The organism is Thalassospira lucentensis (assembly GCF_050516545.1).
GTDB classification, from domain to species: Bacteria; Pseudomonadota; Alphaproteobacteria; order Rhodospirillales; family Thalassospiraceae; genus Thalassospira; species Thalassospira lucentensis_C.
On the sequence record NZ_CP191544.1, the window covers coordinates 919,142 to 942,832 of the forward strand.

At 52.7% G+C, this 23,691-nt stretch carries 22 protein-coding genes; 9 read left to right on the forward strand and 13 right to left on the reverse strand.

Annotated features, from left to right (window positions below):
- Positions 1-61: 61 nt before the first annotated feature.
- The gene (locus tag ACQ0MK_RS04225; protein WP_430474959.1) at positions 62-751 is read right to left on the reverse strand and encodes an orotate phosphoribosyltransferase; all 690 of its coding nucleotides are present in this window, start codon (positions 749-751) and stop codon (positions 62-64) included.
- 285 nt (positions 752-1,036) lie between these two features.
- Between ACQ0MK_RS04225 and ACQ0MK_RS04230 the strand changes: the two genes are divergently transcribed.
- The 4 genes from ACQ0MK_RS04230 (at position 1,037) to ACQ0MK_RS04245 (ending at position 4,407) form a co-directional block, all read left to right on the forward strand.
- Positions 1,037-1,288 (forward strand): helix-turn-helix domain-containing protein, encoded by a 252-nt coding sequence (locus ACQ0MK_RS04230; RefSeq protein WP_430474960.1) that lies wholly within the window; start codon positions 1,037-1,039, stop codon positions 1,286-1,288.
- A gap of 135 nt (positions 1,289-1,423) precedes the next feature.
- Entirely contained in the window at positions 1,424-3,130 is a 1,707-nt protein-coding gene (locus ACQ0MK_RS04235; RefSeq protein WP_430474961.1) for a SulP family inorganic anion transporter, read from the forward strand.
- Between the two features lie 163 nt (positions 3,131-3,293).
- Positions 3,294-4,079 carry an enoyl-CoA hydratase/isomerase family protein gene (locus ACQ0MK_RS04240; protein WP_430474962.1) on the forward strand — a complete coding sequence of 262 codons (786 nt, stop codon included), beginning with the start codon at positions 3,294-3,296 and terminating at the stop codon, positions 4,077-4,079.
- Between the two features lie 46 nt (positions 4,080-4,125).
- Entirely contained in the window at positions 4,126-4,407 is a 282-nt protein-coding gene (locus ACQ0MK_RS04245) for a hypothetical protein (RefSeq protein ID WP_430474963.1), read from the forward strand.
- Between the two features lie 9 nt (positions 4,408-4,416).
- On the opposite strand, the gene ACQ0MK_RS04250 is transcribed toward ACQ0MK_RS04245, so the two are convergent.
- From ACQ0MK_RS04250 to ACQ0MK_RS04280, 7 genes are all read right to left on the reverse strand, one after another.
- The gene (locus ACQ0MK_RS04250; RefSeq protein WP_430474964.1) at positions 4,417-4,926 is read right to left on the reverse strand and encodes a DinB family protein; all 510 of its coding nucleotides are present in this window, start codon (positions 4,924-4,926) and stop codon (positions 4,417-4,419) included.
- A gap of 40 nt (positions 4,927-4,966) precedes the next feature.
- The gene (locus tag ACQ0MK_RS04255) at positions 4,967-6,244 is read right to left on the reverse strand and encodes a multidrug effflux MFS transporter (protein WP_430474965.1); all 1,278 of its coding nucleotides are present in this window, start codon (positions 6,242-6,244) and stop codon (positions 4,967-4,969) included.
- Between the two features lie 375 nt (positions 6,245-6,619).
- Positions 6,620-8,029 carry a TRAP transporter large permease gene (locus ACQ0MK_RS04260; protein WP_430474966.1) on the reverse strand — a complete coding sequence of 470 codons (1,410 nt, stop codon included), beginning with the start codon at positions 8,027-8,029 and terminating at the stop codon, positions 6,620-6,622.
- A gap of 20 nt (positions 8,030-8,049) precedes the next feature.
- Complete coding sequence (locus ACQ0MK_RS04265) at positions 8,050-8,571, reverse strand: TRAP transporter small permease (protein ID WP_430474967.1); 522 nt, start codon at positions 8,569-8,571, stop codon at positions 8,050-8,052.
- A 103-nt stretch (positions 8,572-8,674) separates the two neighbouring features.
- The gene (locus ACQ0MK_RS04270) at positions 8,675-9,664 is read right to left on the reverse strand and encodes a TRAP transporter substrate-binding protein (protein ID WP_430474968.1); all 990 of its coding nucleotides are present in this window, start codon (positions 9,662-9,664) and stop codon (positions 8,675-8,677) included.
- A gap of 314 nt (positions 9,665-9,978) precedes the next feature.
- Positions 9,979-11,328, reverse strand: coding sequence for a sigma-54-dependent transcriptional regulator (locus ACQ0MK_RS04275; protein ID WP_430474969.1), 1,350 nt, complete (start codon positions 11,326-11,328; stop codon positions 9,979-9,981).
- A 28-nt stretch (positions 11,329-11,356) separates the two neighbouring features.
- Entirely contained in the window at positions 11,357-13,411 is a 2,055-nt protein-coding gene (locus ACQ0MK_RS04280; RefSeq protein ID WP_430474970.1) for a sensor histidine kinase, read from the reverse strand.
- A 243-nt stretch (positions 13,412-13,654) separates the two neighbouring features.
- Here ACQ0MK_RS04280 and ACQ0MK_RS04285 point away from each other — a divergent pair, with 243 nt between their 5' ends.
- Complete coding sequence (locus ACQ0MK_RS04285) at positions 13,655-14,662, forward strand: mitochondrial fission ELM1 family protein (protein ID WP_430474971.1); 1,008 nt, start codon at positions 13,655-13,657, stop codon at positions 14,660-14,662.
- A gap of 65 nt (positions 14,663-14,727) precedes the next feature.
- Positions 14,728-15,678 (forward strand): EamA family transporter, encoded by a 951-nt coding sequence (locus ACQ0MK_RS04290; RefSeq protein ID WP_430474972.1) that lies wholly within the window; start codon positions 14,728-14,730, stop codon positions 15,676-15,678.
- 11 nt (positions 15,679-15,689) lie between these two features.
- Here the strand turns inward: ACQ0MK_RS04290 and ACQ0MK_RS04295 are convergent, their stop codons facing one another.
- Positions 15,690-16,592, reverse strand: coding sequence for a LysR family transcriptional regulator (locus tag ACQ0MK_RS04295; RefSeq protein ID WP_430474973.1), 903 nt, complete (start codon positions 16,590-16,592; stop codon positions 15,690-15,692).
- A 149-nt stretch (positions 16,593-16,741) separates the two neighbouring features.
- Between ACQ0MK_RS04295 and ACQ0MK_RS04300 the strand changes: the two genes are divergently transcribed.
- Entirely contained in the window at positions 16,742-17,926 is a 1,185-nt protein-coding gene (locus tag ACQ0MK_RS04300; protein WP_430474974.1) for an MFS transporter, read from the forward strand.
- Between the two features lie 131 nt (positions 17,927-18,057).
- Here ACQ0MK_RS04300 and hemN read toward each other — a convergent pair whose 3' ends face one another.
- The 4 genes from hemN to ACQ0MK_RS04320 form a co-directional block, all read right to left on the reverse strand.
- A complete protein-coding gene (gene hemN, locus ACQ0MK_RS04305; protein ID WP_430474975.1) occupies positions 18,058-19,413 on the reverse strand; it encodes an oxygen-independent coproporphyrinogen III oxidase in 1,356 nt (451 codons plus the stop codon).
- 70 nt (positions 19,414-19,483) lie between these two features.
- Positions 19,484-19,840: a DUF3088 domain-containing protein gene (locus ACQ0MK_RS04310; RefSeq protein ID WP_430474976.1), complete on the reverse strand. Its 357-nt coding sequence runs from the start codon at positions 19,838-19,840 to the stop codon at positions 19,484-19,486.
- Positions 19,841-19,876: 36 nt separating this feature from the next.
- Positions 19,877-20,305, reverse strand: a complete 429-nt coding sequence (locus tag ACQ0MK_RS04315) for an HIT domain-containing protein (protein WP_430474977.1) — start codon at positions 20,303-20,305, stop codon at positions 19,877-19,879.
- Between the two features lie 166 nt (positions 20,306-20,471).
- Positions 20,472-21,161, reverse strand: a complete 690-nt coding sequence (locus ACQ0MK_RS04320; RefSeq protein WP_430474978.1) for an FMN-dependent NADH-azoreductase — start codon at positions 21,159-21,161, stop codon at positions 20,472-20,474.
- A gap of 123 nt (positions 21,162-21,284) precedes the next feature.
- Here ACQ0MK_RS04320 and gcvA point away from each other — a divergent pair, with 123 nt between their 5' ends.
- Together gcvA and ACQ0MK_RS04330 are read left to right on the forward strand one after the other, a co-directional pair.
- Positions 21,285-22,181, forward strand: a complete 897-nt coding sequence (gene gcvA, locus ACQ0MK_RS04325) for a transcriptional regulator GcvA (RefSeq protein WP_430474979.1) — start codon at positions 21,285-21,287, stop codon at positions 22,179-22,181.
- A gap of 198 nt (positions 22,182-22,379) precedes the next feature.
- Complete coding sequence (locus ACQ0MK_RS04330) at positions 22,380-23,654, forward strand: NAD(P)/FAD-dependent oxidoreductase (RefSeq protein ID WP_430474980.1); 1,275 nt, start codon at positions 22,380-22,382, stop codon at positions 23,652-23,654.
- The last annotated feature ends 37 nt before the right edge of the window (positions 23,655-23,691 follow it).

Sequence of the window (23,691 nt, forward strand, 5' to 3'; positions counted from 1 at the left end):
AAAAAACAAAACGCCCGCCAAAACCTGGCGGGCGTTTGAATGTGTATTCTTTGACGCGGGCTCAGTCGTGCTTGCCGCCATTGGCCTTGGACCATGCAATTGGGTCATTCAGGAAGGAACGCACACCTTCAATCGCATCCTTGCTGAAATATTCGCCTTCTTCAGCAACAGCCAGAACATCGGCCCAGGTTGCGAGATAATGCATTTCGATATCGTCTTTGCGCAATTCATCCAAAGCACCTTCGAAAATGTCATAGAAGAAGACAACAAAGGCGTGTTTGCATTCAGCACCGGCTTCGCGGATGGCATTGACGAAATTGACTTTCGATGCGCCGTCGGTTGCCAGGTCTTCGACCAGAAGAACGCGCTGACCTTCGTGGATGTCGCCTTCGATACGGGCCTTACGACCGAAACCTTTTGGCTTTTTGCGGACATATTGCATCGGCAGGTCAAGCACATCTGCCAGCCATGCGGAATAAGGAATACCAGCCGTTTCACCACCGGCAACCGCATCGAATGCTTCGTAGCCAGCAGCGTCGGATACCTGACGGGCGGCAAGTTCGATGACCTTACGACGCGCGCGCGGGAAAGAAATCAGTTTGCGGCAGTCAATATAAACCGGGCTGGCCCAGCCAGACGTCAGGATATAGGCTTCTTCCGGGCGGAAATTCACAGCCCCGATATCAAGCAAAATCTTGGCGACGGTTTTGGCAGCATAAGAACAATGCGCGGTCGGTTTTTCGTTGGTCATGGCGGCTTTACCTTTTCCGGATCGAATATTTGCGCACCTCTTAACGCTTTCTGCCCAAAAGCGCAAAGAAAAGCCGCTGACCATTTGGTCAGGTTGTCGGGGTTTTGTTCTGTTTGATCATCCGTTCAATCTGCGAGGCACCTTGATCGTTTGTAAGGGCGGTTGTCGGCACGATGTCGCGCGAAACACGCTTATTCACATTAGTATTGATATTTGAAATATCATTCTTGCGTTATTTTAAATGCCTTGTTAGTGTTCGGCTATCTTCACAGAAAGGGTCTTTTGATGATCACCGCAGGACAAATGCGGGCTGCGCGTGCGTTGCTGGGCATTGATCAGAAAACATTGGCGGAAATGGCCGGGGTTTCTGTTCCAACCATACAACGGATGGAAGCCAGCAAGGGCAATGTGCGTGGCGTAATTGATACGCTTGCCAAGGTTGTCGAGGCGCTTGATCGTGCCGGAATTGAATTGATCGGCGATCATGTGCCGAGCGTTGCGCTTGGGCGCGGTGTGCGATTGAAAGAACCCGATTAAAGCCAACCTCGCTGTCCTAGTTGACTGGAGACGGGCGATAGATAGGGCCGCAAGATAACGCAACGTAATTTGCGACGGAGACCGCCGACACTTGCCGACGATCCCGCCGCCTTTTAAAAAAGGCCGCCGGACAGAATGAAAACTGGAACGCCAAAAACCGACATCGGGGGGAACCCCGGATATGTTGATCTGTTTACCCCGAAGCTTGTCACCGTCCTGCGGGAGGGATACGGCCTTGCGCAATTGCGGGCCGATGCGGTTGCCGGGCTGACGGTGGCGATTGTTGCGCTGCCGCTTTCCATGGCGATTGCGATTGCCTCGGGGGTGTCGCCTGCTCAGGGGCTTTATACCGCTGTCATTGGGGGCATTTTGGTGTCGCTTCTTGGTGGTAGCCGCTTTCAGGTTGGTGGACCGGCAGGGGCTTTTATTGTTCTGGTGGCTGGCACCGTTCAGGCGCACGGTATTGACGGGCTGATCATTGCAACGGTTCTGTCTGGCTTTATTCTGATGGCAATTGGGGGGCTGAAACTTGGCACCTATATCAAGTTTATTCCCTATCCGGTGACGGTCGGTTTTACCGCCGGTATTGCCGTGATCATTTTTTCAAGCCAGATCAAAGACCTGTTGGGGTTGACCCTGTCAGGGCCGGAGCCGGGCCCGTTACTTGAAAAGCTACCGATGATTTGGGCGGCTCTGCCGGGCATTGATCCGATCACGGTGATGCTGTCGGGGGGAACAATCGTGATGATTGTCGGGTTGAAGCGGCTTCGGCCGCATTGGCCGGGCATGTTGATTGCCGTGGCTGGAACGGCGGCGATGACCGCGGTATTTAGTTTACCGGTGGCGACCATCGGAAGCGTGTTTGGCGGTATTCCAAGCGAATTTCCGCTTCCGGCAATACCGGAATTCTCGATCGACAAGGTACAAGCGGTCGTGCCCAATGCGATTGCCTTTGCGTTGCTTGGCGCGATTGAGTCGCTGTTATCTGCGGTTGTTGCCGATGGTATGACTGGGCGCCATCATCGTTCGAACTGCGAATTGGTGGCACAGGGGGCTGCAAATATTGGGTCGGGATTGTTTGGCGGGATCTGTGTTACCGGAACAATTGCGCGAACGGCGACCAATATTCGCGCCGGTGCACATGGACCTGTTGCCGGGATTCTTCATGCGCTGTTTTTGCTTATGTTCATTTTGATTGCCGCACCGCTGGCAAGTTTCATTCCGCTGGCCTGTCTGGCGGGTGTGTTGGCGGTTGTGGCTTGGAACATGATTGAAAAACACGCATTTGCCACGCTGTTGCGGGCATCGCGCGGGGATGCGGCGGTGCTGATGGTGACGTTCCTTCTGACGGTCTTGCGCGACTTGATGGAGGCAATCGTGGTCGGCTTTGCCTTGGGTTCGGTTCTGTTTATTCAGCGGATGTCAAAAACCACGGCGATTGCCAGCCATGCCCCGTTTGTTGCGGAAGACCGGGCCGACCGAGAGGTCGGGGCGCAAGCAATGCCCGATATCGGCCCGGTGACTGATCCTGACATTATGGTTTACCGGATTTCAGGTGTGTTCTTTTTCGGGGCGGCTGCATCCATCGGTTCGGTGCTTGACCGGATTGCTGATACCCACCGTGCTTTGATCATTGATTTTGCGGCGGTGCCGTTTCTGGACTCAACAGCGGCCAACACCCTTGTCGGTTTGGCCAAAAAGGCTGAAGGGCGCGGGGTTCAGGTGATCTTGACCGGGACGTCTCATGATGTTCGGCGCGAACTGTTTGCCCATGCTATCAAACCGCCGCTTGTGCATTACGAACAGACGATTGAAAAGGCTGTGGAAAGGGTGCGGGCGTGATCGATATCGCCCGGCAAGGTGCGGCAGCGTTGCCTTGCGGCCATTTGTAAAGTGATTTTGGTGTGTCAGGCATTGGCAAAACGGGTATTTCGGTTTATTCGGTATAGCAGTACCAAATTAAATTCTGTCCAACACCACCACACGAAGCCCCAAAGGAAATGTCATGTCTGAGCAAACCGGATTGAACGTCACCGTGGCCGATCGCATTGCGACCGTTACCATTTGTCAGCCGGAGCGTAAAAATGCCCTGACAAAGCCAATGTGGGGAACGTTGGCGCAAATCGCACAGGAACTGTCAAATGACGTTGATTTACGCTGTGTGGTTATTCGCGGTGGTGCGGGCGTTGGTTTTGGTGCAGGTGCGGATATTCATGAATTTGTCCGAGAGCGTTCCGGGTTTGAAAAGGCGCGTGATTACGGGATGCTTCATGCCGAAGCATTGCAAACCATCCAAAACTGTAACCATCCGGTGATTGCGGCAATTGATGGGCCTTGCATGGGGGCGTCTTTTGTTCTGGCCTCGGCATGTGATTTGCGCATTGCGGCCGATAACGCCAAATTCGCAGTGCCGCCGATGAAATTGGGCGCGACACTGGGGTATCCTGAACTTGAAATCATGCTTGATTTGCTGGGCGAGGCGGCTTTGTTTGAAATCCTGCTTGAAGGGCAGGTTTTTGACGTTACCCGCGCCCGGGACATTGGCTTTGTCGCGCGCTATGTGCCGGTGGCGGATTTCGATGAAGAAGTTGCCAAAACTGCAGGCCGCATTGCCGGTGGTGCACCGATAACCCAACGCATGCACAAGAAAATGATCAATCGCCTGCGTCAGGGCGGGGCGATTGATGCACGTGAATTTGATGAAGGGTATCGCGCCTTTGACAGCGCGGACTTCAAAGAAGGCTACACAGCGTTCCTTGAAAAACGCAAAGCGGTGTTTAGCGGGAAATAGATTTTGCGAACATGGCTACGTTTATAGAGCTGAATTGGATAGAGAAATGAAACTTGAAAATCTACTGGTGGTCTCAGGATTAATTCTTCCGCTCTCAGGTTGTGCTGCAATTCAGCCTGAAATGTTCTCCGGCCCAAATGGCAGGGTTGCCTATCACATGGAATGTAGTGGCATGGGCCGAACTCTGGGCGATTGCTACAAAAAGGCAGGTGAAATTTGCCCCCAAGGTTATCAGGTATTGGATAACTCTTCAGATTTAGTAGGGATTCCCGTGAATGGGACTACTATGTTAGCAACAAAACGCAGTATCGCAATCGAATGCAAGTAGAAAACGAGTTCAAATCGGCAAATCAGGGGTTAGGGGCACGTCCGTGATGCCATAATCAAGGCCCATTTTGTGCAATTCACTGGTGATTTGCGATCTGTGATGGGTTTGATGATTGAATAACTGCATCAAGAATAATTGACGGGGCAGTTTGCGGGTTACACCATCTAGTCCCTGTAATTCGCGAATTTCATCTTGCCAGCCGTGATCAGCGGCATCGACAAATTCTGCTATTTCGGCATCAATCGCAGCACGCCGGGTTTTAAGCGTTGCGAAATCTTCGGCAACGATGGTGCGGGCGTCAAATTTGTCTGCCTGACCGGTTTGGAGAATGCCAAGAATGCGCAGATCGATATAAATAAGATGATTTAACGTGTTGTGGATCGACCCAAAAAACATATTGCGGTCAAACCGACGTTCACCATCGCCAATCTGTTCGCAAAGTTCAAACAAAACACCGTTTTGCCAACTGTTATAGGCCGCCATGCAGCGGCCGTAATCGTTGAAATTCATCTTTGTCATTGGGCGATGCTCCTGTCCTGATGTGATTGCAGAAATGGGTTTATTTTTCCGCCTGCAATGCGGTTTGTTGACGTAATGCTGATGCGATGTCGGTTGGTTTTGCTTCGGCGACGAAATGGACCATCACATTGGCAAAAACCCCAAAACCCAGCATTGATATGGTTACGGGCAACAACGTGCCATCGTGAAAATGGCCAATCATCATCCCGGCAACCGCACCCGTGGCAAATTGAATGGTGCCCATCAATGCGGTTGCTGTCCCGCCGATATGGGGGAAATATTGCATGAAGGATGCGGTGGCATTGGGGGCGGTCAAACCGATCATGCCGACAGACACCATCACCAAAGGCACAACCGTATAAAGGCTGGGCTCAAAGACGTTGATGGCCAAGAATAATCCCATCACGGCGACAAGCTGAATGCCAACCCCGATCTTTAGAATCTGGTGCAATTCCATGCGCCGCAAAAGAGGGTTATTCAATCGATTGCACAAAACGATGACCGCAATATTGGCCCCAAACAGATAGGGGAACTGTGCCGGTGCGACGCCAAAGAAGTCGATATACATAAACGGGCTGTCGGTCAGGAAGCTAAACATCACCGCGCTGGCACCGGTATGGGTCAACATAAACCCAGCGGCCTTGCGGGTGCGCAGGACTTCCAGATAGGTCCACCACACACGTCTGGCGGGTCCGGCATATCTGGGCCGGAGTTTTGTGGTTTCGGGCATCTTGAACCCGACAACGATCAGCATGACACTGCCATAAACGACCAACAGAACAAAAATCGCCTGCCAGTTAAACCAGACCAAAAGAATGGATCCCACCGTGGGGGCGGCAAGCGGGGCGATCATCATGATCACGGCAATCAGCGCAAACATGCGTGCGGCTTCCTTGCCGTCATAAAGATCACGCACAGATGCCCCAACCACAACAAGGGCAAAGCCACCGCCAATGGCCTGAATGAACCGCATGACATTCAGGGCGGTCGCACTGTCTACACCGGTAATGATGGCACTTGTGATGATGTAAATAACCAGCCCGATCATGGCGACCGGGCGGCGACCAATACGGTCAGACAGCGGCCCACCGATTAACTGACCCAATGCAAACCCGATTAGAAACGTGCTGATGGAAACTTCGACCGCATGGGTTTGCGCACCAAAGTCGGCCGCCATTGCGGGGATCGCAGGCAGGTACGTGTCGATGGCAAACGGCGCGGTTGCGATTAGTGCCGCAAGCAAAATGGCCAGACGTTTTGAATCGGGTGCAGTTTGCGGGCCACTGTTTGGCGATGTATTTGGGGTCTTTAAGGCCATAGGTTTGCGTTCCGTTTCATTGGTGGCAGGTGGGGCGCATATCCAACGATGGTCCGTTCACAACACGATGTCTGCTTGCCAAAAGGGGGCGCAAAATCCCGCATGCGCGTTGGCATGGGAAAATAAGATTGGCAAGTTTGGTGGCGTCGGCTGTGGCACTGACCCTTGATGCGTTCTGATGACGCATTTTCGCGTGGCAGCAACCTGAAACGATTCAAGAAAACCTATTATCCACAAAATTTGTGGTTTTTCCAATCGTCTAAGCAATTTCAACGGTATGGCAGCTATGCGGTCGAATGCTGTTTAAAACAGAAACGGGCGGCATCCCGTGGAATACCGCCCGTCTTAAAATGTCTTTGATGATGCCAGAACCAACTAGTGGGTCATGATCCGTTCCGGACCCATCAAGGTCGTCGGAAGCCACGTTGATATGATCGGGACATAGGTAATGATGATCAGGAAGACCAGAAGGATCATCAACCACGGCAGGGCGGCCTTAACCACCTTAAGCAATGGCATGCCCGTAATTCCCGACGTGACAAACAGGTTCAACCCGACGGGTGGCGTAATCATGCCGATTTCCATATTGACCACCATGATGATGCCCAAATGGATCGGATCAATGCCCAACTGCATGGCAATCGGGAACAGGATCGGTGCCATGATCAAGAGGATCGCGGACGGTTCCATGAAGTTGCCAGCAATTAGCAACACAATGTTCACGACAATCAAGAAGCCCCAAACAGGAAGACCCCAACCAATGATGGTTTCAGCAATGGTATGAGGAATGCGTTCGGATGTCAGAACATGGGCGAACAGCATCGCATTGGCGATGATGAACATCAGCATGATCGTGACTTTGCCCGCTTCAAGAAGGACATGACGCACGTCCTTGTCAAACGGCACCAACGCCAACGCCTTACCCATTTTCGGCATGTTATGCGCAATCAGGCTACCAATGCCTGTATTACCGTTTTCCGGGACCCAGGATTGTTCCTTGATCGGGCCCATGTCGCGGTAAAACAGCACGGACACAAACATGGCATAGAAGGCCGCAACGGCGGCTGCTTCGGTCGGTGTGAAGACACCGCCATAAATGCCACCCATGATCAGAACAACCAGCAAAAGCCCGCCGGATGCCGAAAACAGCGCACCACCCCATTCGCCAAGTGTCGGGCGGGGCTGGCTTGGCAGTTTCTTGATGCGTGCGACGATATAGATCGCAATCATCAACATCAGGCCAACCATGATGCCCGGAATGACCCCGGCCAGGAACATGCGGCCAACCGAAACCTCGGTCGCGGCGGCATAGACCACCATCACGATGGATGGCGGGATCAGGATGCCAAGCGTACCGGCATTACAGATTACACCCGCAGCAAAGCTTTGCGGGTAGCCTGCACGCACCATACCGGCAATGACGATGGAGCCGATGGCAACCACGGTCGCCGGACTTGACCCGGAAACAGCGGCAAACAGCATACAGGCCAGAACCGATGCCATGGCAAGACCACCGGGGAACCAGCCAACCGTATCAATGGCAAAGCGGATCAGGCGTCGTGCAACGCCCCCGGTCGACAGGAATGCCGATGCGAGAATGAAGTAAGGAATGGCAAGAAGGGTGTAGTGTTCCATCCCGCCAAAAAGTTTTTCTGCCAAGGTGGCAAGGCTGTCATCGCCAAACATCAGGATGGTGGCCAGCGACGATACACCCAGCGAAATGGCAATCGGTGCGCCCAGTGCCATCATGCCGAACAGCAGGATAAACAGGAATGCGATAGTCATTTATATGTCCCCCGTCCGGCTTATGAGTTTGGCTTTGACGTGCTGGCGGACGTATCGCCATCGGCCGCTGTTGCGGTGCCAGCCTGTTTCAGCTGATCAATCGCTTCGCGGACTTCGTCTGCCAGATTAAAGCCAACCTGTTGGCCGGTAATGATGCGCCAGCCGACCTGTCCCAGACGAAATGCCAGCAACCCGGCACCGACAGGCATGATCAGATAGACGAACCACAGCATGACCGGGCTGTCTTCGGCTTCCATTTCAAGCATGTGGTTGAAGCTGACCAGTTCCCAGCCGCCAATGATCAACCAGCTTGAATACAGAAGTCCGGCCGCAACAACGAACAGGCCAATGACGCGTTGAACCTTGTCGGGGAACAGTCGGACAAGGGCGTCCACACCGATATGCGATCCAACCTTGACCCCGTAGGACATGCCAAACAGGATCAGCCAGGCAAACAGAAATTCAGTCGTTTCCATTGCCCAGGTCAGACCGGAACTGAAAACGTAGCGCATGACGACATTTACAAAGGTAAGCGTGGTCATGGAGGCGAGCAGGAGGGCGATAAAGCCCTCCTCCAGCCGGTTAACGACCGTTGAGATCATTGTAAACGGCCCTTTTCCGATGATGTTGGGGAAAAAGTACGGATCAGTTGCACGCTGCTGCGGCGTCGATGATGTCCTGGCCGATATCGCCAGAAAACTCATCCCAGACCGGCTTCATTGCAGTCTGCCATTTGGTAAAATCGCCATCGGCAAGCTGCAGGACTTCGGTTTCGCCCGAATCAATCACGGCCTGACGCTGTTCGGTGGTCAGTTCTGCTGACAGATTGTTGCCGTACTCGGTGGCTTCATTCATTGCCTGGGTCAGACCGGCACGGATTTCAGGATCCAGACCGTCCCACCATTTGGTCGAGGTCACGACCATGTAATCAAGAACACCGTGGTTGGATTCCGTGATGTAGTCCTGAACTTCGAAGAATTTCTTCGAATAGATGTTTGACCAGGTGTTTTCCTGACCATCCACAACGCCGGTCTGAAGGGCCGAATAGGTTTCCGAGAAAGCCATTTTCTGCGGAACCGCATCGATTGCTTCGAACTGGGCTGCGATCACGTCAGATGACTGAATACGGAATTTCTGACCCGCGGCATCTTCAGGTGCGCGCAGTGGCTTGTTTGCTGAAAGCTGTTTTAAGCCATTGTGCCAGTACCCAACGCCGGTAAGGCCCTTGGGCGCCATCGCGTCGAGCAATTCCTGACCTTTTTCGCCGTTCTGGAAGCAGCCAACCGCGTCCATGTCCTTGAACAGGAACGGAAGATCATAGATCTGAAGTTTTTTGGTCCATTTGCCGAATTTCGCAAGCGACGGTGCGCCGAACTGAACATCACCACGCAGGATGGCGGCAAGAACCTTGTCGTCATCAAACAGCTGGGAGTTCGGATAGATTTCAACGACAACTTTATCGCCGAGGATTTCTTCTGCACGTTTTTTGAAATATTCCGCGCCCTGACCCTTTGGGGTGTTCGGTGCGACAACATGTGCAAACTTGATGACTTCCTGCGCGGATGCCGCGTGGGTGCCCATAAGGGCTGCTGCGGCAACGCCTGCTGCGAGGATATGCTTGGTGATAGGACGCATCAAAATGTCTCCCTTTTTGATATTTGCGTTTTCCCGATAGCGCGCCATTTGGTGGCGTCGTTCTAAACGCCGTTTGGCGCTGGGGCTCTATCAGCAAGGCGTGGGCCAGTTTCCTGAATGTGTGAAATATCTTTGTTAATCAGTTAGTTGAATAGATTTCAGAGGTGCCGCAATGCAGCATAATTTGCTATTTTGTCGGACTTTTCACACACAATATTTCGCGCGATGTGTGGTGTTCCGCACAGGGCTTTGGGATAGGTTTTTGATATGGGTAAAGAAAAACCCGCCTAGTTGGCGGGTTCATTCCGGGGTCATCATCTGGACTGGCGAAACTCGGCAGGTGTGATGTCGTATTTGGTCAGCTTGTCGTAAAACGTTTTGCGCGGAACACCCAATGCGCTGACCGTTGCGGTGACATTGCCGCCATGTTCGCGCAATGCTTCTATGATCAGGCCTTTTTCAAATGCCTCGACCTGTTGGGGCAGGGGTGATGTGCTTTGCCCGGCACTGTCATTTCCGCTGGCCAACGGGTCAAGGCCAAGGACACGGCGTTCAGCGGCATTGCGCAATTCACGGACATTTCCCGGCCAGTCATGGGCATTAAACTGCGCCATTTCAGCCGCGGTAACGGGATTTACAGTCCGTTCGAACCGTTTGGCAGCATCGCGGGTGAAATATTCCAGTAAAAGCGGAATGTCATCCTTGCGGTCACGAAGTGGCGGAATGTGAAGCTGCACGACATTCAGGCGGTAATACAAATCTTCGCGAAATTCACCGCGCGAAGATGCATTGCGCAGATCGACCTTGGTGGCGGCAACCACACGCAAATCAATCGGTTGCAGTCTGTTGGAGCCCAACCGTTCAAGGGCACGTTCCTGTAGAACCCGCAAAAGCTTGATCTGCAATGCCAGGGGCATGCTTTCGATTTCATCAAGGAAGATCGTGCCTTTATCGGCAAATTCAAACTTGCCGATGCGTTTATGATCCGCCCCGGTAAAGGCGCCAGCTTCGTGGCCAAACAGTTCGGATTCAATCAGATGTTCGGGCATGCCGCCGCAATTAACCGCAACAAACGGGCCAGTGCGCCCGGACATCGCATGCAGGTTGCGCGCAATGACTTCTTTGCCTGATCCGGTTTCGCCGTTGATCAGGACATGGGCATTGGTGCTGGCGATGTTGCCAATCAATGTGTGGAGTTTTTCCATCGCCGGGTTACGGCCGATAAAGTCCGATGCGTTTTTGGTATGGCGGGCCAGTTCGATTTTCAGCGTGCGGTTTTCAAGGATAAGCTTGCGGTGGCTCATCGCGCGTTTGGTGATATCGATGAACAGATCGGGATCAAACGGCTTTTCAATGAAATCAAACGCACCGTCATGCATCGCCTTCACCGCGGTCGCCACATCACCATGACCGGTGATCATGACTACGGGCATGTCGGCATCGATCTTTCTGACTTCGGTGAGGAATTCCAGCCCGTCCATTTTTGGCATGCGGATGTCTGAAACCACAACACCGGACCATCCTTTGCGCAGGCGGGTCAGGGCCGACGGGGCATCTGCAAAGACTTCAACATGAATTTCGGCAAGTTCAAGTGTTTGCTGTGCGGCTTCTCGCACATCTGCATCATCGTCAACAAACAGGACGCAATCGGCACTCATCGACACAGGCTATTCCTTTGACCCTGAATACGGATCAGGTATGGGAAATTTCGTGCCCGGTCCGATCCATTATTTCTTCTGCCTTGGCAGGATATTTGTTACCGGTTTTAGCAGCCTCAATCGTTGCCGTCGAGATGCTGTTTTCCGCAGCCTGTTCATCCATGCCATCATGGCGAAGTTCAACGATAAAAGATGATCCGCGATTTGGGCGGTTTTCCGCACGAATGGTGCCGCCGAAGCTTCGGATAATGCCGTAACAGATCGACAGGCCCAAACCCAGTCCATCGCCAAATGGTTTGGTGGTGAAGAACGGATCAAACAGCTTGGGCAGGTTTTCCGGCAGGATTCCATGCCCGTTATCCTTGACCTTCACAAGCAATCTGTCTTCGCGTTCGCTGATCGAGATTTCGATTTTCGCATCGTCAATGTTCTGACAGGCATCTACCGCATTGCTGATCAGGTTGGTAAAGACCTGTATCAGTTGGTTGGCTTCGGCAATGACGGGTTTGACCGTATCATCATGGTTCATGACGATATTGGTGACACCGGCCCGGCCGGTTTCAAGCACCAGATCAATTGCCGTTTGCATTTGCTTGGGCACATCGACCGGTTGGTTATCCTGTTCAGGACGGCGGGAGAATGTTTTCAGATTATTGGTAATCCGCCCCATGCGATCGGTCAGTTCGGAAATGCGCTGTAAATTGCGGTTGGCCGTATCGCTGTTGCCACGGGCAATGAATTTCAGGGCATTTTCCGCATAGCTTCGAATGGCGGTCAGCGGTTGGTTGATTTCATGGGCGATGCCTGCGGACATTTGACCAAGGGCTGCGAGTTTACTGGTCTGGATCAATTCAGATTGCGCGGTTCGCAAGGCGTTTTCCGTGCGCGACCGTTCATTGATTTCCTGGGCAAGGCGCAAGTTCGTGCTCATGAGGTCGGCGGTGCGCAAGCGGACCTGACGTTCAAGTTCGCGCTGTGACCAGTCACGGATTTCAAGTTGTTCAAGCATCGCACGTCGACGCTGCAAAATGATAAAGACCAATCCGGTGAATATGATATGCGCCGCACCGCCCATCAGACCGGCACTCATCACGGATTGGTCGAGTGCTGACTTGTCGGTTAGCAAAAACATCCGCCATCCTTGAATAGGCAGGGCGCTGCTGGTGACCAGATATGTCGATTTGTTGGCTTCTGCCTTGACCCGTTCCGTGCCTTTGGATGTCTGTGGTCGGGTGTTTGAGGTGGTGATATTGCCATCATCGCCCTGTTCGTTGGGGTTCAGGGACGAAACGCCAAGGGTCAGGGTGCCAAGATCGCCGTCTTTGGGCCAACTGCCAGCAAGCAGCGGCATGGGATCAAGATGATAATCCCCGTATTTGCGCGATGCGATAAGACGCGGGCGGTCTTTGGCGGGCAGGCCGCCCAGATCGCGGAAACGCCAGTCCGAGTGGGAAGAAATGATCACGATGCCATTTTGATCGGTGACCAGAATGCTTTCGCTGCCACGCGCCCATCGTTGCACCAGTGTTTCAAGATGGGTTTTCACAACCACCGCACCTTGAAAGTCGCTGCCGTCGGGGCGCACCGGGTGGGAGATATAATATCCCGGAACGTTCGATGTGATCCCGAAGGCAAAATAATGGCCGGTCTGGCCGGTGCGGGCCTGTTCGAAATAGGGGCGGAAGGAAAAATTACGCCCGATAAAGGATGCCTGACTGTTCCAGTTGCTCGCCGCGATGGTTGTCCCGCTTTTATCCATGAAATAGATGTCGGAGGCACCGCTATCGGCAGCAAGCTTTTCGAGATAGATGTTTACCGCCGCCGCATTGGCCGGATTGGCATAAAGTGCCAGATCAAGGATGCGTTTGTCAGATGCCAGCGTGATCGGCAGGTATTCGTGTTCCTTGATCGCACCTTGCAGGTTCGACCGATACAGTTCGAGCTTGTTGCGTCCGTCATCGGTGATCTCGACCAGTTTGGCGTCGCGCCAGAATTCTGTCACCAGCCAGACAGTAACCGGCAAAAGTGCCAGTAATGCACAAAGGACAATCCGAGATGTTCTTTTAACCGAGACCGATGTGCCGAGCATTTTTATCCACGCTTGAAAACCCGTTCATACCCACCCTAAAGAATAGGTAATGTTGCGCGATTAAATTACAAAACGCTTTCATTGCCCAGCCCCAATTTCAGAACAATGGTCTCATGCTTGATAAACCCTTATGCAAGCTGTACCTATCAAGGATAAGGACGATTGCTGTTGGCGTGAATTCCGGTCGTGATCAGATGGGATTGCCGGCCAGAAACAATAATCAAATCAAGAAAGTTGCCTTGAATGAGCGAGCAAGACACGCATCTGATCTGGGTTCTGGCAGACGACCGCGCCGGGAATATCAATCAGGCAATCGGTGTCGCCGAAGCACTGGCACAGCCCTTTAAACGGGTCGATATCGGCTACACAAAATTTGCGCGTCTTCCCAACATTATCCGCAGAGCAACCTTGATTGGGGTTGATATGGCGTCGCGTGCGCGCTTGGCCGCACCTTGGCCTGATCTTGTGATCGCCGCAGGCCGCCGAACGGCACCCATTGCCCGATGGATCAAAGCGCAAAGCCGGGGTCACACCCGGATTTGTCAAATCATGCGCCCAGACAGTGGTGAGCGCATGTTTGATCTGATCGCGGTTCCTGCACATGACCGCATGACTTTGCGCGAAAACATCGTTGAAATTCCGGGCGCACCCCATCGGGTGACCGAAACCCGTTTGTTGGTTGAGGCCGATAAATGGCGTCCACAGTTTAAAGGTCTTCCGGGGCCAAGGTATTCCGTGATCATTGGCGGAAGTACCAAGAAAACGACCTTCACAAGGGATATGGCGCAAGAACTGATTGCCAAGGTGATTGATGCCGCGCGTGTAGTTGACGGAAGCCTTCTTGTCACCACCAGCCGCCGGACAGGTGCCGAAAACGAAGAACTGATCGCCGAACAATTGGGGGCATCTGGAGTGCCCTATCATTTGCACGACTGGATGTCGACGGAGGAAAATCCTTATTTTGGCTATCTTGCCTTGGCCGATGTTTTGGTTGTGACCGGCGATTCCGTTTCAATGTGCTGTGAGGCAGCAGCGGCACCGGGCGGGGTCTATATTTACGCGCCAGATGGTCTGGCAAATGATCGCCATAAAAAACTTCATCAGTCGCTTTATGAAGGCGGGTATGCCCGCCCGATGCAGGCTGACAGCGAACTTGTCACGTTCAAGCATCCATCTTTGCAACCTGCACGCCTTGTTGCGCAGCGATGTGTTGAATTGTTAAGCGCCCCGATCCACAGCGACGGCGCATAACTTCTTGTTTTATATTGCCTGTTGAAGTCTATTGGGCCCGCCCCAATCAATCAGGATGAACTTTTGTGTCCGCCACCAAATCACTTCCTCGCCAGGTTCTGTCCCCGACAGCACCGCCCCTGTTTCCGCGCCAGATTGCTGTGATGATCCTGGCTCTTGTTGCCTGCTGTTTTGCGGGGAACCACGTTGCGGCCCGACTTGCCTTTGAAAACGGGACGGGCTTGTTACTGGCGGTTCTGTGTCGATCTGGTGTGGCCTTGTTGATCCTGATCTCGATTGTCACGTTGCAGAGTCATTCCATACGTCTGCCCAAACGCATCGGGCGGTGGCAATTGCTGCTTGGTTTAATGATCACGATCCAAAGTCTGTGTCTTTATTCCGCTGTTGCCCGCGTTCCCGTGGCATTGGCATTGCTAACAGCCAATACATTTCCAATCATGCTGGCCCTTTTGACATGGGCGCTGGGCGGTCGGCGGCCGACATTGAAATCTTCGGCCTTGATGTTGTTCATCCTGTTTGGCCTTGTCCTGGCGCTTGATTTGCCGGGCATTCTTGGCGGCGATGTTGAAGTAACGGCGACATGGTGGTTTGGCATTGCCTTTGCCCTGACCGCGGCACTGGCACTTTCGGTGGCCTTCTGGGTGACGGATCACAAACTGGCGGCATTGAACGGGTCGGTGCGATCGATGTTCACCATGGTCGTTGTCTTTATTGCCATGATCATTGCGGGTTTTGGCGATGTTTTGCCCGGCGGGATGGCATTTCCGCAGGCCACACAGGGCTGGATCGGCCTTGGGGTCCTAGTGGTGCTCTATGGCGGTGCGTTTTCGGTTTTGTTTATCACCGTGCCGCGCCTTGATATGGCGCGCAATGCACCGGTGATGAATATGGAACCGATCGCAACTTTGTTGTTTGCCTGGATGATTTTGGGACAAATCATAAGTTCGATACAGATTGTTGGTGGTTTCGTTGTCATCGCCGGTGTTGCGATCCTCTCGGTCACCAAAAAAGCGTGATGCTTTTAGGCTTACGACTGGCGCATCCGATTTGCCAAAAAATCGATAAATGCCCGAATACGCGAAGCAAGATGTTCGTGTCCGGCCCAAATCGCATGGATCACTTCAATATCGGTTGATGTCCAGTCTTCAAGAACCTCTATGAGGGTTCCGTTGGTGATCTCACTGGCAATATGGAAGTCGCCGATACGTGCAAGTCCCATTCCCGCGATGCACATTTCTTTGACTGCTGGCCCATTGCTGCCAAGAAAGTTGCCTCGCACGGCTTGGTCGATCCGCTGTCCGCTTATAGGGGTGGTAAACGGCCAGAAACCGCTTCCACGCGTAAAATTAAATCGCAGGCAATTGTGGTTTACAAGCTCATCAGGGGTTTGTGGTCTGCCATATCGTTCAATATAGGACGGTGAAGCAACGATCCTGCGTTTGGTATTAAGCAGTTTACGTGCCTTAAGGTCAGAATCAGGCAGGTCGCCGGATCGAATGGCGATATCTGCACGTTCTTCGAGTAAATCGACAATTCCATCCGTCTGCGTCAGGTCCAATTCGATTTCCGGGTACTTTTTTAGAAAGTCGGGCAATATCGGCAGGATATAAACCTGTGCAAAAGCAACCGATGCATTGACCTTTAATTTGCCACGTGGGTTTGTTTGTCCGCCGCTTGCAACAAGGCGTTCTGTTTCATCAATTTGATCCAGAAGACGGACGGCATGCTGGTAATAAGTTTCACCTTCCTCGGTCAGTTGAAGCTGCCGGGTTGAGCGGACCAGAAGTCGCGTTTGAAGTCGATCTTCAATGCGTGTCACAAGTTTGCTCATCGCTGAGGGTGACATGCGAAGATCGCGTCCGGCCTGCGAAAAACTGCCGCATTCAACCACCTTGATGAAGACTTCCATTTCTCCTGCACGATTGTCCAATACGGGCTCCATTGTGAATTTAATTCAAGGATGGTTGTCGCCTAACCTGGATTATCGTGCAAGTGTTCAATCGGCATAGTGGCGGAAATTTTCGGGATATTCCTGGATACATCACAATCACCGCACGTTGTGCGGTAAGGAGAATGACGATGCCACTAGCCTTATTTGCTTTGACCATCGCAGCTTATGCGATTGGGACAACGGAGTTTGTTGTTGTTGGACTATTGCCAACGGTTGCGCATGATCTTGATGTAACTCTGCCGATGGCGGGTATGATTGTCAGTGTTTATGCATTGGGAGTGACGTTTGGCGCACCGGTTCTGACGGCCTTGACTGGCAACATGAACCGGAAATCCTTGATGCTTGGTTTGATGGCGCTGTTCATTGTTGGCAATCTTGCCGCTGCCCTAAGCCCGACCTATGAGTTGTTACTCGGAGCACGGGTTGTTTCAGCGTTCGCACATGGTGTGTTTTTCTCGATCGGGTCGACGATTGCGGCTGATCTTGTTCCTGAAGACCGTCGGGCATCTGCAATTGCCATGATGTTCATGGGTTTAACTGTTGCGATCGTCACCGGTGTGCCGCTTGGCACCTTCATTGGGCAGCTGTTTGGCTGGCGCGCAACTTTCTGGGCTGTTTCTTTACTTGGTGTTTTGGCGTTCGTCGCGGTTGCGGCCTTGTTGCCATCCGGTTTACGTCGTGGTGAAGCAAGCAGTCTTATGGATCAGGTTCGCGTTCTTGGTAGCGGGCGTCTTTTGATTGTTTATGGCATGACGGCCCTTGGATATGGCGGAACGTTTGTCGCCTTTACCTATCTTTCGGCGATTTTGCAGGATATTACAGGTTTTGCTGAATCGTCTGTCAGCCTGCTGTTGATCTTGTATGGGGTTGCGATTGCTCTCGGCAATATTGTTGGCGGAAAATTTGCCGATAAAAACCCGGTACGGGCATTGAGCATTCTGTTTGCTCTTCAAGCAATCGTGTTGGTTTTGTTCGGGTTTGCTGTTGTGTCGCCCGTCGCAACAATCATTGGTCTTGCCGCACTGGGTTTCCTGCAATTTGCCAATGTTCCGGGGCTTCAAATTTATGTTGTGAAGCTTGCGAAAATTCATCGCCCTGGCGGCATCGACGTTGCTTCGGCCCTGAATATTGCTGCCTTTAACCTTGGCATTGCGCTTGGGGCATGGGTTGGCGGACATGTTGTGTCGTCATCACTTGGCTTGGCAGCGACACCAATGATTGGGGCGGCATTGGTCGTTATTGCATTGGCTTTGACGATGGTTAGTGGCGCATTGGATCGCCAAACGGCACCGCTGGCCAACCCCGCTGAATAAACCCGAAATTACGCATCAAAACACAACACCGTATGGCCTTGTATCACAGTGGGATTAGAGTGATCGCGTCAGGTTAAACAAGACAACGGGGGCAGGTTGTTCTGCCCCCATCTTGTCATGAAGTTGCATTGTTAAACCGCTTGTGAATGGCGGCCGTGTTCGGGATCAAGATAGGTGTCAAAGGCAGCACAAACTGCGCGAACCAACGGACGGCCTGTTTCGGTTAGTTTAATGTGAGTGCCGTTAACTTCGACGATGTTATCGACGCTCATTGCGCGGATGCGTTCAAGTTCCGGGGCAAATCGGTCAGCCGATGTACCATGTGTTGCGCAGATGGTCGTAAGGTCAACTTCAAGATTGCACATTAGATCATTGATGATGTCGCGGCGCAGGTTGTCGTTTTCGGAAAGGCCGACACCCTTTTCAATAGCGCATTTGCCGTCTTCAATACTGCGCTGCCAGCGGGCCAAAGCCGGGTCGTTTTGGCCGTATCCTTGGGGCAGGGATGAAATTGCCGATGGGCCAAAGCCAATAAGGGCCTCGGCAAGATCGGTTGTATAGCCCTGAAAGTTCCGGTGTAGCGTTCCGTTCTTTAGGGCGATGGCCATGCTGTCTGCTTTGTGGGCAAAATGATCAAGGCCGATGGGGATATAGCCATGCTGCCCCAGACGTTGCTGGATTTCTTCATATTGTGCCCAGCGTTCTTGCGTGTTGGGCAAAACTTCTGTCGGGATCAGTTGTTGGTGCTTTTTCATCCATGGCACGTGGGCATAGCCAAAAACCGACAAGCGATCCGGGCGCAATGACACAGTTTGGTCAACCGTCTCGCGCAAGGTGGCAAGGGTCTGGAACGGTAGGCCATACATCAGATCAACATTGATCCCGCAAATGCCACGGTCGCGAAGTTCGTTAATAACGTCACGAACAAGTTCAAGACTTTGAACCCGGTTCACAGCACGCTGAACGTTTTCATTGAAATCCTGAATGCCAATACTGGCCCGATTGAAACCGCATTCGACCATTGCTTCCATAAACGGGCTGGTCGCGGTGCGCGGATCCATTTCAATGGCAACTTCGGCATCGTCTAGAATATCAAGACGGCTTCGAATGGCAGCCATAATGGCGCGCAGATCATCGGGCTTTAAGATGGTTGGGCTGCCGCCGCCAAAATGGATATGTGAAACCGAAAAACGTTCCCCCGTGGGCAGCTTTCCAAGGGTGTTTTCGATTTCACTGAGCAGGGCTTCGACATAACCAATAATCGGTTTGTAGTGCTTGGTAATCTTGGTATTGCACCCGCAGAACCAGCACATTTCTTCGCAATAGGGGACATGCAGATAAAGCGAAAGTGGCTGCTTTGGATCGAGTTCGCCTAGCCAACCTTCAAACACCTGTCCATTGACCCCGGCATGAAAATGCGGGGCTGTGGGATAACTGGTGTAACGCGGCAGTCGAAGATCGTATTTTTCATAAAGAGCGAGCTGCATGACGGATATCCCGATTTATTCGTTATATCCGCCTTTTGCATTATTCCAATTCAGATCGCCTTGATGTGCGTCAAGGATGCGGAACGGGAAATCCGTGACGGTCGCTCAGCGCCTGTAAGATTGCGTTCTTGTCGTTGATAAAGGCATGGCCGTTTGCGATGCCGGTCTGAAGCGGGGATGTTTCACCCGATTTCAGGATCATGATCGGAAGAGATTGATGATCTTCGCCCAGTAATTCGATGATTTCTGTGCGGGGGCGTGGCCAAGCGATATGGCGAATATCCAGTGCGCCCTTAAGATCCGGGAAGGACGCAAGAACCCCGTCCATCAAAGCACAGTGCCAACAATAAAACCGCTGGCCGGGCCATGCGGGATCTTCGAAATCGGGTGTAAGCAAAAAGATCGTATCACGTTCGAAATCTGGCATGGGGCAGTGCCTTTTTCTGGGGACGGGATCTGAAAACTACAGGTGCTTAAAGGCCGAAATGAGATCAGCGCGTAAAGTTGCAAGACGATCACGCCCTGCATCTTCTTCATAGGGCTCAGCCGTGCCAACTCCCCAAACCGGGCCGGGCCATGCCGGGTCATCTTTGAACCGGCCAACCACATGGCAATGGAGTTGCGGCACCATGTTGCCCAACATCGCGACATTGGTTTTGTAAGCATCAAAACGGCGTTTGATGACCTTGGAAACAGCGGCGACCTCGTTGCCAAGGATAGTGCGATCCTCGGTGCTGAGATCATCGTAATCCACAAGATCGGGGCGTTTGGGCACAAGGATCAACCAAGGATACCGCGCATCATTCATCAGCAAGACATGCGAAAGCGGGCCATCGGTGACCAAGGTGGTGTCGGCTGCAAGCTGGGGATGAAGGGTAAAGGCGTGGTTCATCTGTATCCTCGTTCGTCTTCGCATCGGGATGGACGTTATATCCTGTCGTCCTTCATATGTCTTGCCTTGCCAGTAAAGATATCACCAGATTTGGGATTCGGCGGGAAAGGGCGTGAGCCTTCCCGCCGGATCGACCCGTATGTCGGATAAAATCTGCGGATCTGGCTTAGGCCGGGATCAGGGCATTGTGCTTTGCCATGATCTTGTCGACCAGTTCGGAAACCGTTTCTTCGGCATCCTGGATTGACTGGTTCAGGCGATCATCGCCGAACTCGTCATATTCGATGGCGGCAGTGTATTGATCCGTAATCCCGATATAGTGTAGCGGGCTTAAAACGCCACCTTCGACATGGTTCAAATGCGCAACGCGGCCGTTCGGGTCATATCCAAAATCCCCGCGTGCGGAAAGAACGACAACCGATTTGTTGCCTGTTACCAACGGCCAGTACGGGACGTCGCCAAGTGATCGGTCAAATCCAAAAGTACGTCCGACACGGACGATATTGTCGATCCAGGCTTTCATCTGTGCAGGCATCCCGAAATTATACATCGGCACACCGGCAACAATAACATCTGCGCGCAAAAGTTCATCGACCAGCGCATCACTTTCGGCAAGGACATCTCGCATCCAGTCTTCGCGATCTTCGGGTTTGGTGAAGGCTGCATGCACCCATTGCCCGGTAACCGGGGCGGGTGGTGTCGAGCCGACATCACGGTAAATGATCTCGTCATTCGGGCGTTTTGCGCGCCAAAGTTCGATGAATTTTGCGCTGAGCCGCCGGCTGTGGGACCCATGTGCTTGCTGGCCCGATAGCCCGCTTCGGGCACTGCTGTCGATATGAAGGATGTTGGTCATGATGTGCTCCAATCGATGAATTCAGTTCATCTTTGTGTTTGTGCTATACCCAACAATTGGGGCATCATATGCTGTGTGACAAACGCGAATTCCTCATCATCGAGATGAACTAGGATCATCTATATGTCTTTACCGCCACTTGCCACATTGCGCGCCTTTGAGGCCGCAGCACGTCATCAGAGTTTTAAAAAGGCGGCAGCGGAGATCGGTGTGACGCCGACCGCGATCAGTCATCAGATGCGGTTGCTTGAAGACACACTTGGCGTACGCCTGTTTGACCGCAAACCCAGACAGGTGATTCTCACACCGGCCGGACAGGAACTGTACCCGGTATTACGCGACGGTTTTGCATCCTTTGCCAGGGCGGTTGATCGCGTTCAGCAGCGCAAGGTTCGAAAAATCCTGACCGTGTCGGTGTTACCGTCCTTTGCGGGGAAATGGCTGTTGCCCAGACTTGCCGGGTTTCAGGCGATCTATCCTGACATTCATTTACGCCTGCACACATCAACCGAGATTGTCGATCTTGCCGGCGGCGTTGCAGATGCGGCCATACGCTATGGACGCGGGCATTATCCCGGACTGGAAACACAAACCCTGTTTTGGGAACATTACATCCCGGTATGCAGCCCTACCCTTGGAATTGCGCAGGTTGAAGACCTTCAGGATGCGACATTGCTGCATCTTGAATGGTTAAATGTTGATGAGGTGACCCCGACTTGGGAACGCTGGGCAATGGTTGCGGGGGTGCAAAACCTGAACCTGTCGGGCGGGATTAGTTTTACCGATGACACACTTGCCATTCAGGCGGCCATTGCCGGACAGGGTATTGTTCTGGCCAGCCGTGAAATGGTCGTGGCTGAACTCAACAGCGGGCTTCTGGTTCAGCCATTCGGGCCAGAACTTAAAGGGCATGGTTATCATCTTTTGCATGCCGCGCAGGGCAACCACTGGGCCGAAGTCGCAGCATTTGGCAACTGGATCAGGGCAGAGGTTGAACAGTTGCCAGCGACGGTACGATAAGCGCTGAACCAAAGACGGTTTCAGTGAACGGATCAGTACAGCCAAGTCCGGTAAGTATGGTTCTTACGGTGAAATCCAGACAGTTTCTTGGGCTGCTTGTGGTTGTGATTACATTGGTTTGCTTGCGATTCTTCTGCTTTGGGCCTAGCTAACAACTGGGTTGGGTTTCATGCCTGAGGCAGAAAAAGGAAATTCGTTATGTCGGATCGCAAGCGCGTGGTCATCGTTGGTGCCGGATTTGGCGGGATGAGCACAGCCAAGAAACTGGCGGGGAAAAATGTGGATGTCGTGTTGATCGACAAACGCAATTACCATCTGTTTCAGCCTTTGCTGTATCAAGTAGCAACGGCCGACTTGTCGCCAGCCGAAATTGCCTGGCCGATCCGCAGCATTTTCAGCCACACTCCCAATGTTTCCGTTTTTATGGGCGAAGTCACCGGACTTGACCTGCCAAACCAGCGTATTCTGGCTGGGGAACAAGATCTGGAATACGATTATCTTGTCTTGGCGACCGGGGCGGTGACGTCCTATTTCGGAAATGATCACTGGGTGTCGGTCGCGCCTGGTTTGAAAAACATTACCGAGGCCACCAATATCCGCAAAAGCCTTCTGATGGCATTTGAACGGGCTGAAAACAGTCAGGATGACGACCAAAGGCGTCGTCTTTTGAACTTTATTGTCGTCGGTGGTGGTCCGACCGGTGTCGAGATGGCCGGCGCAATTGCCGAACTGGCCAAAAAAACACTATCGGATGATTTTCGCCGGGTTGATCCGCGTGATGCCCGTATCATCCTTGCTGAAGGTGGTCCAAGAATACTGGGTGGGTTCCCCGAAGATTTGTCTGATTATACGCAAAAATCACTTGAAAGCATTGGAGTTGAGGTGCGCGTCGGCCAATCTGTTTCCGAGATCACCGACCAGGGCGCCAGAATCGGAGAAGAGTTCATTCCCAGCGCCAATGTCATCTGGGGGGCTGGCGTTCAGGTCCCTGATTTGAAAGACTGGACGCAAAAGTCGGCGGATAAAGGCGGGCGGGTCATGGTTGAAGGCGGTCTTTCCATTCCAGACCAGCCAAATGTGTTTGTAATCGGGGATGCAGCCCATGTGCCGTGGCGCGATGGTCTGACTGTTCCGGGTATTGCGCCAGCTGCCAAACAACAGGGGAAGTATGTTGCCGGTCGCATTCTTGATGTCATGGATGGGCGAACAACACCTGATTTCAAATATAGCCATGCGGGCAATCTGGCGACCATTGGACGCCACCGTGCGGTAATTGATTTCAATGGTTTTAAATTAAAAGGCTGGTTGGCGTGGTGGTTCTGGGGGCTGGCGCATATTTACTTCTTGATCGGCATTCGTGCCCCCGCGCTTGTGATGGTGCAATGGTTATGGAGTTACCTGTTCCGTAAAAAGGGCGCGCGGTTGATTACCGGTGGAGAAACAGCGACCGTTCCTGACCCACAACAAGATTGACCTTGTGTACCGTTTGGGAAACCATACGGGTTCTTTC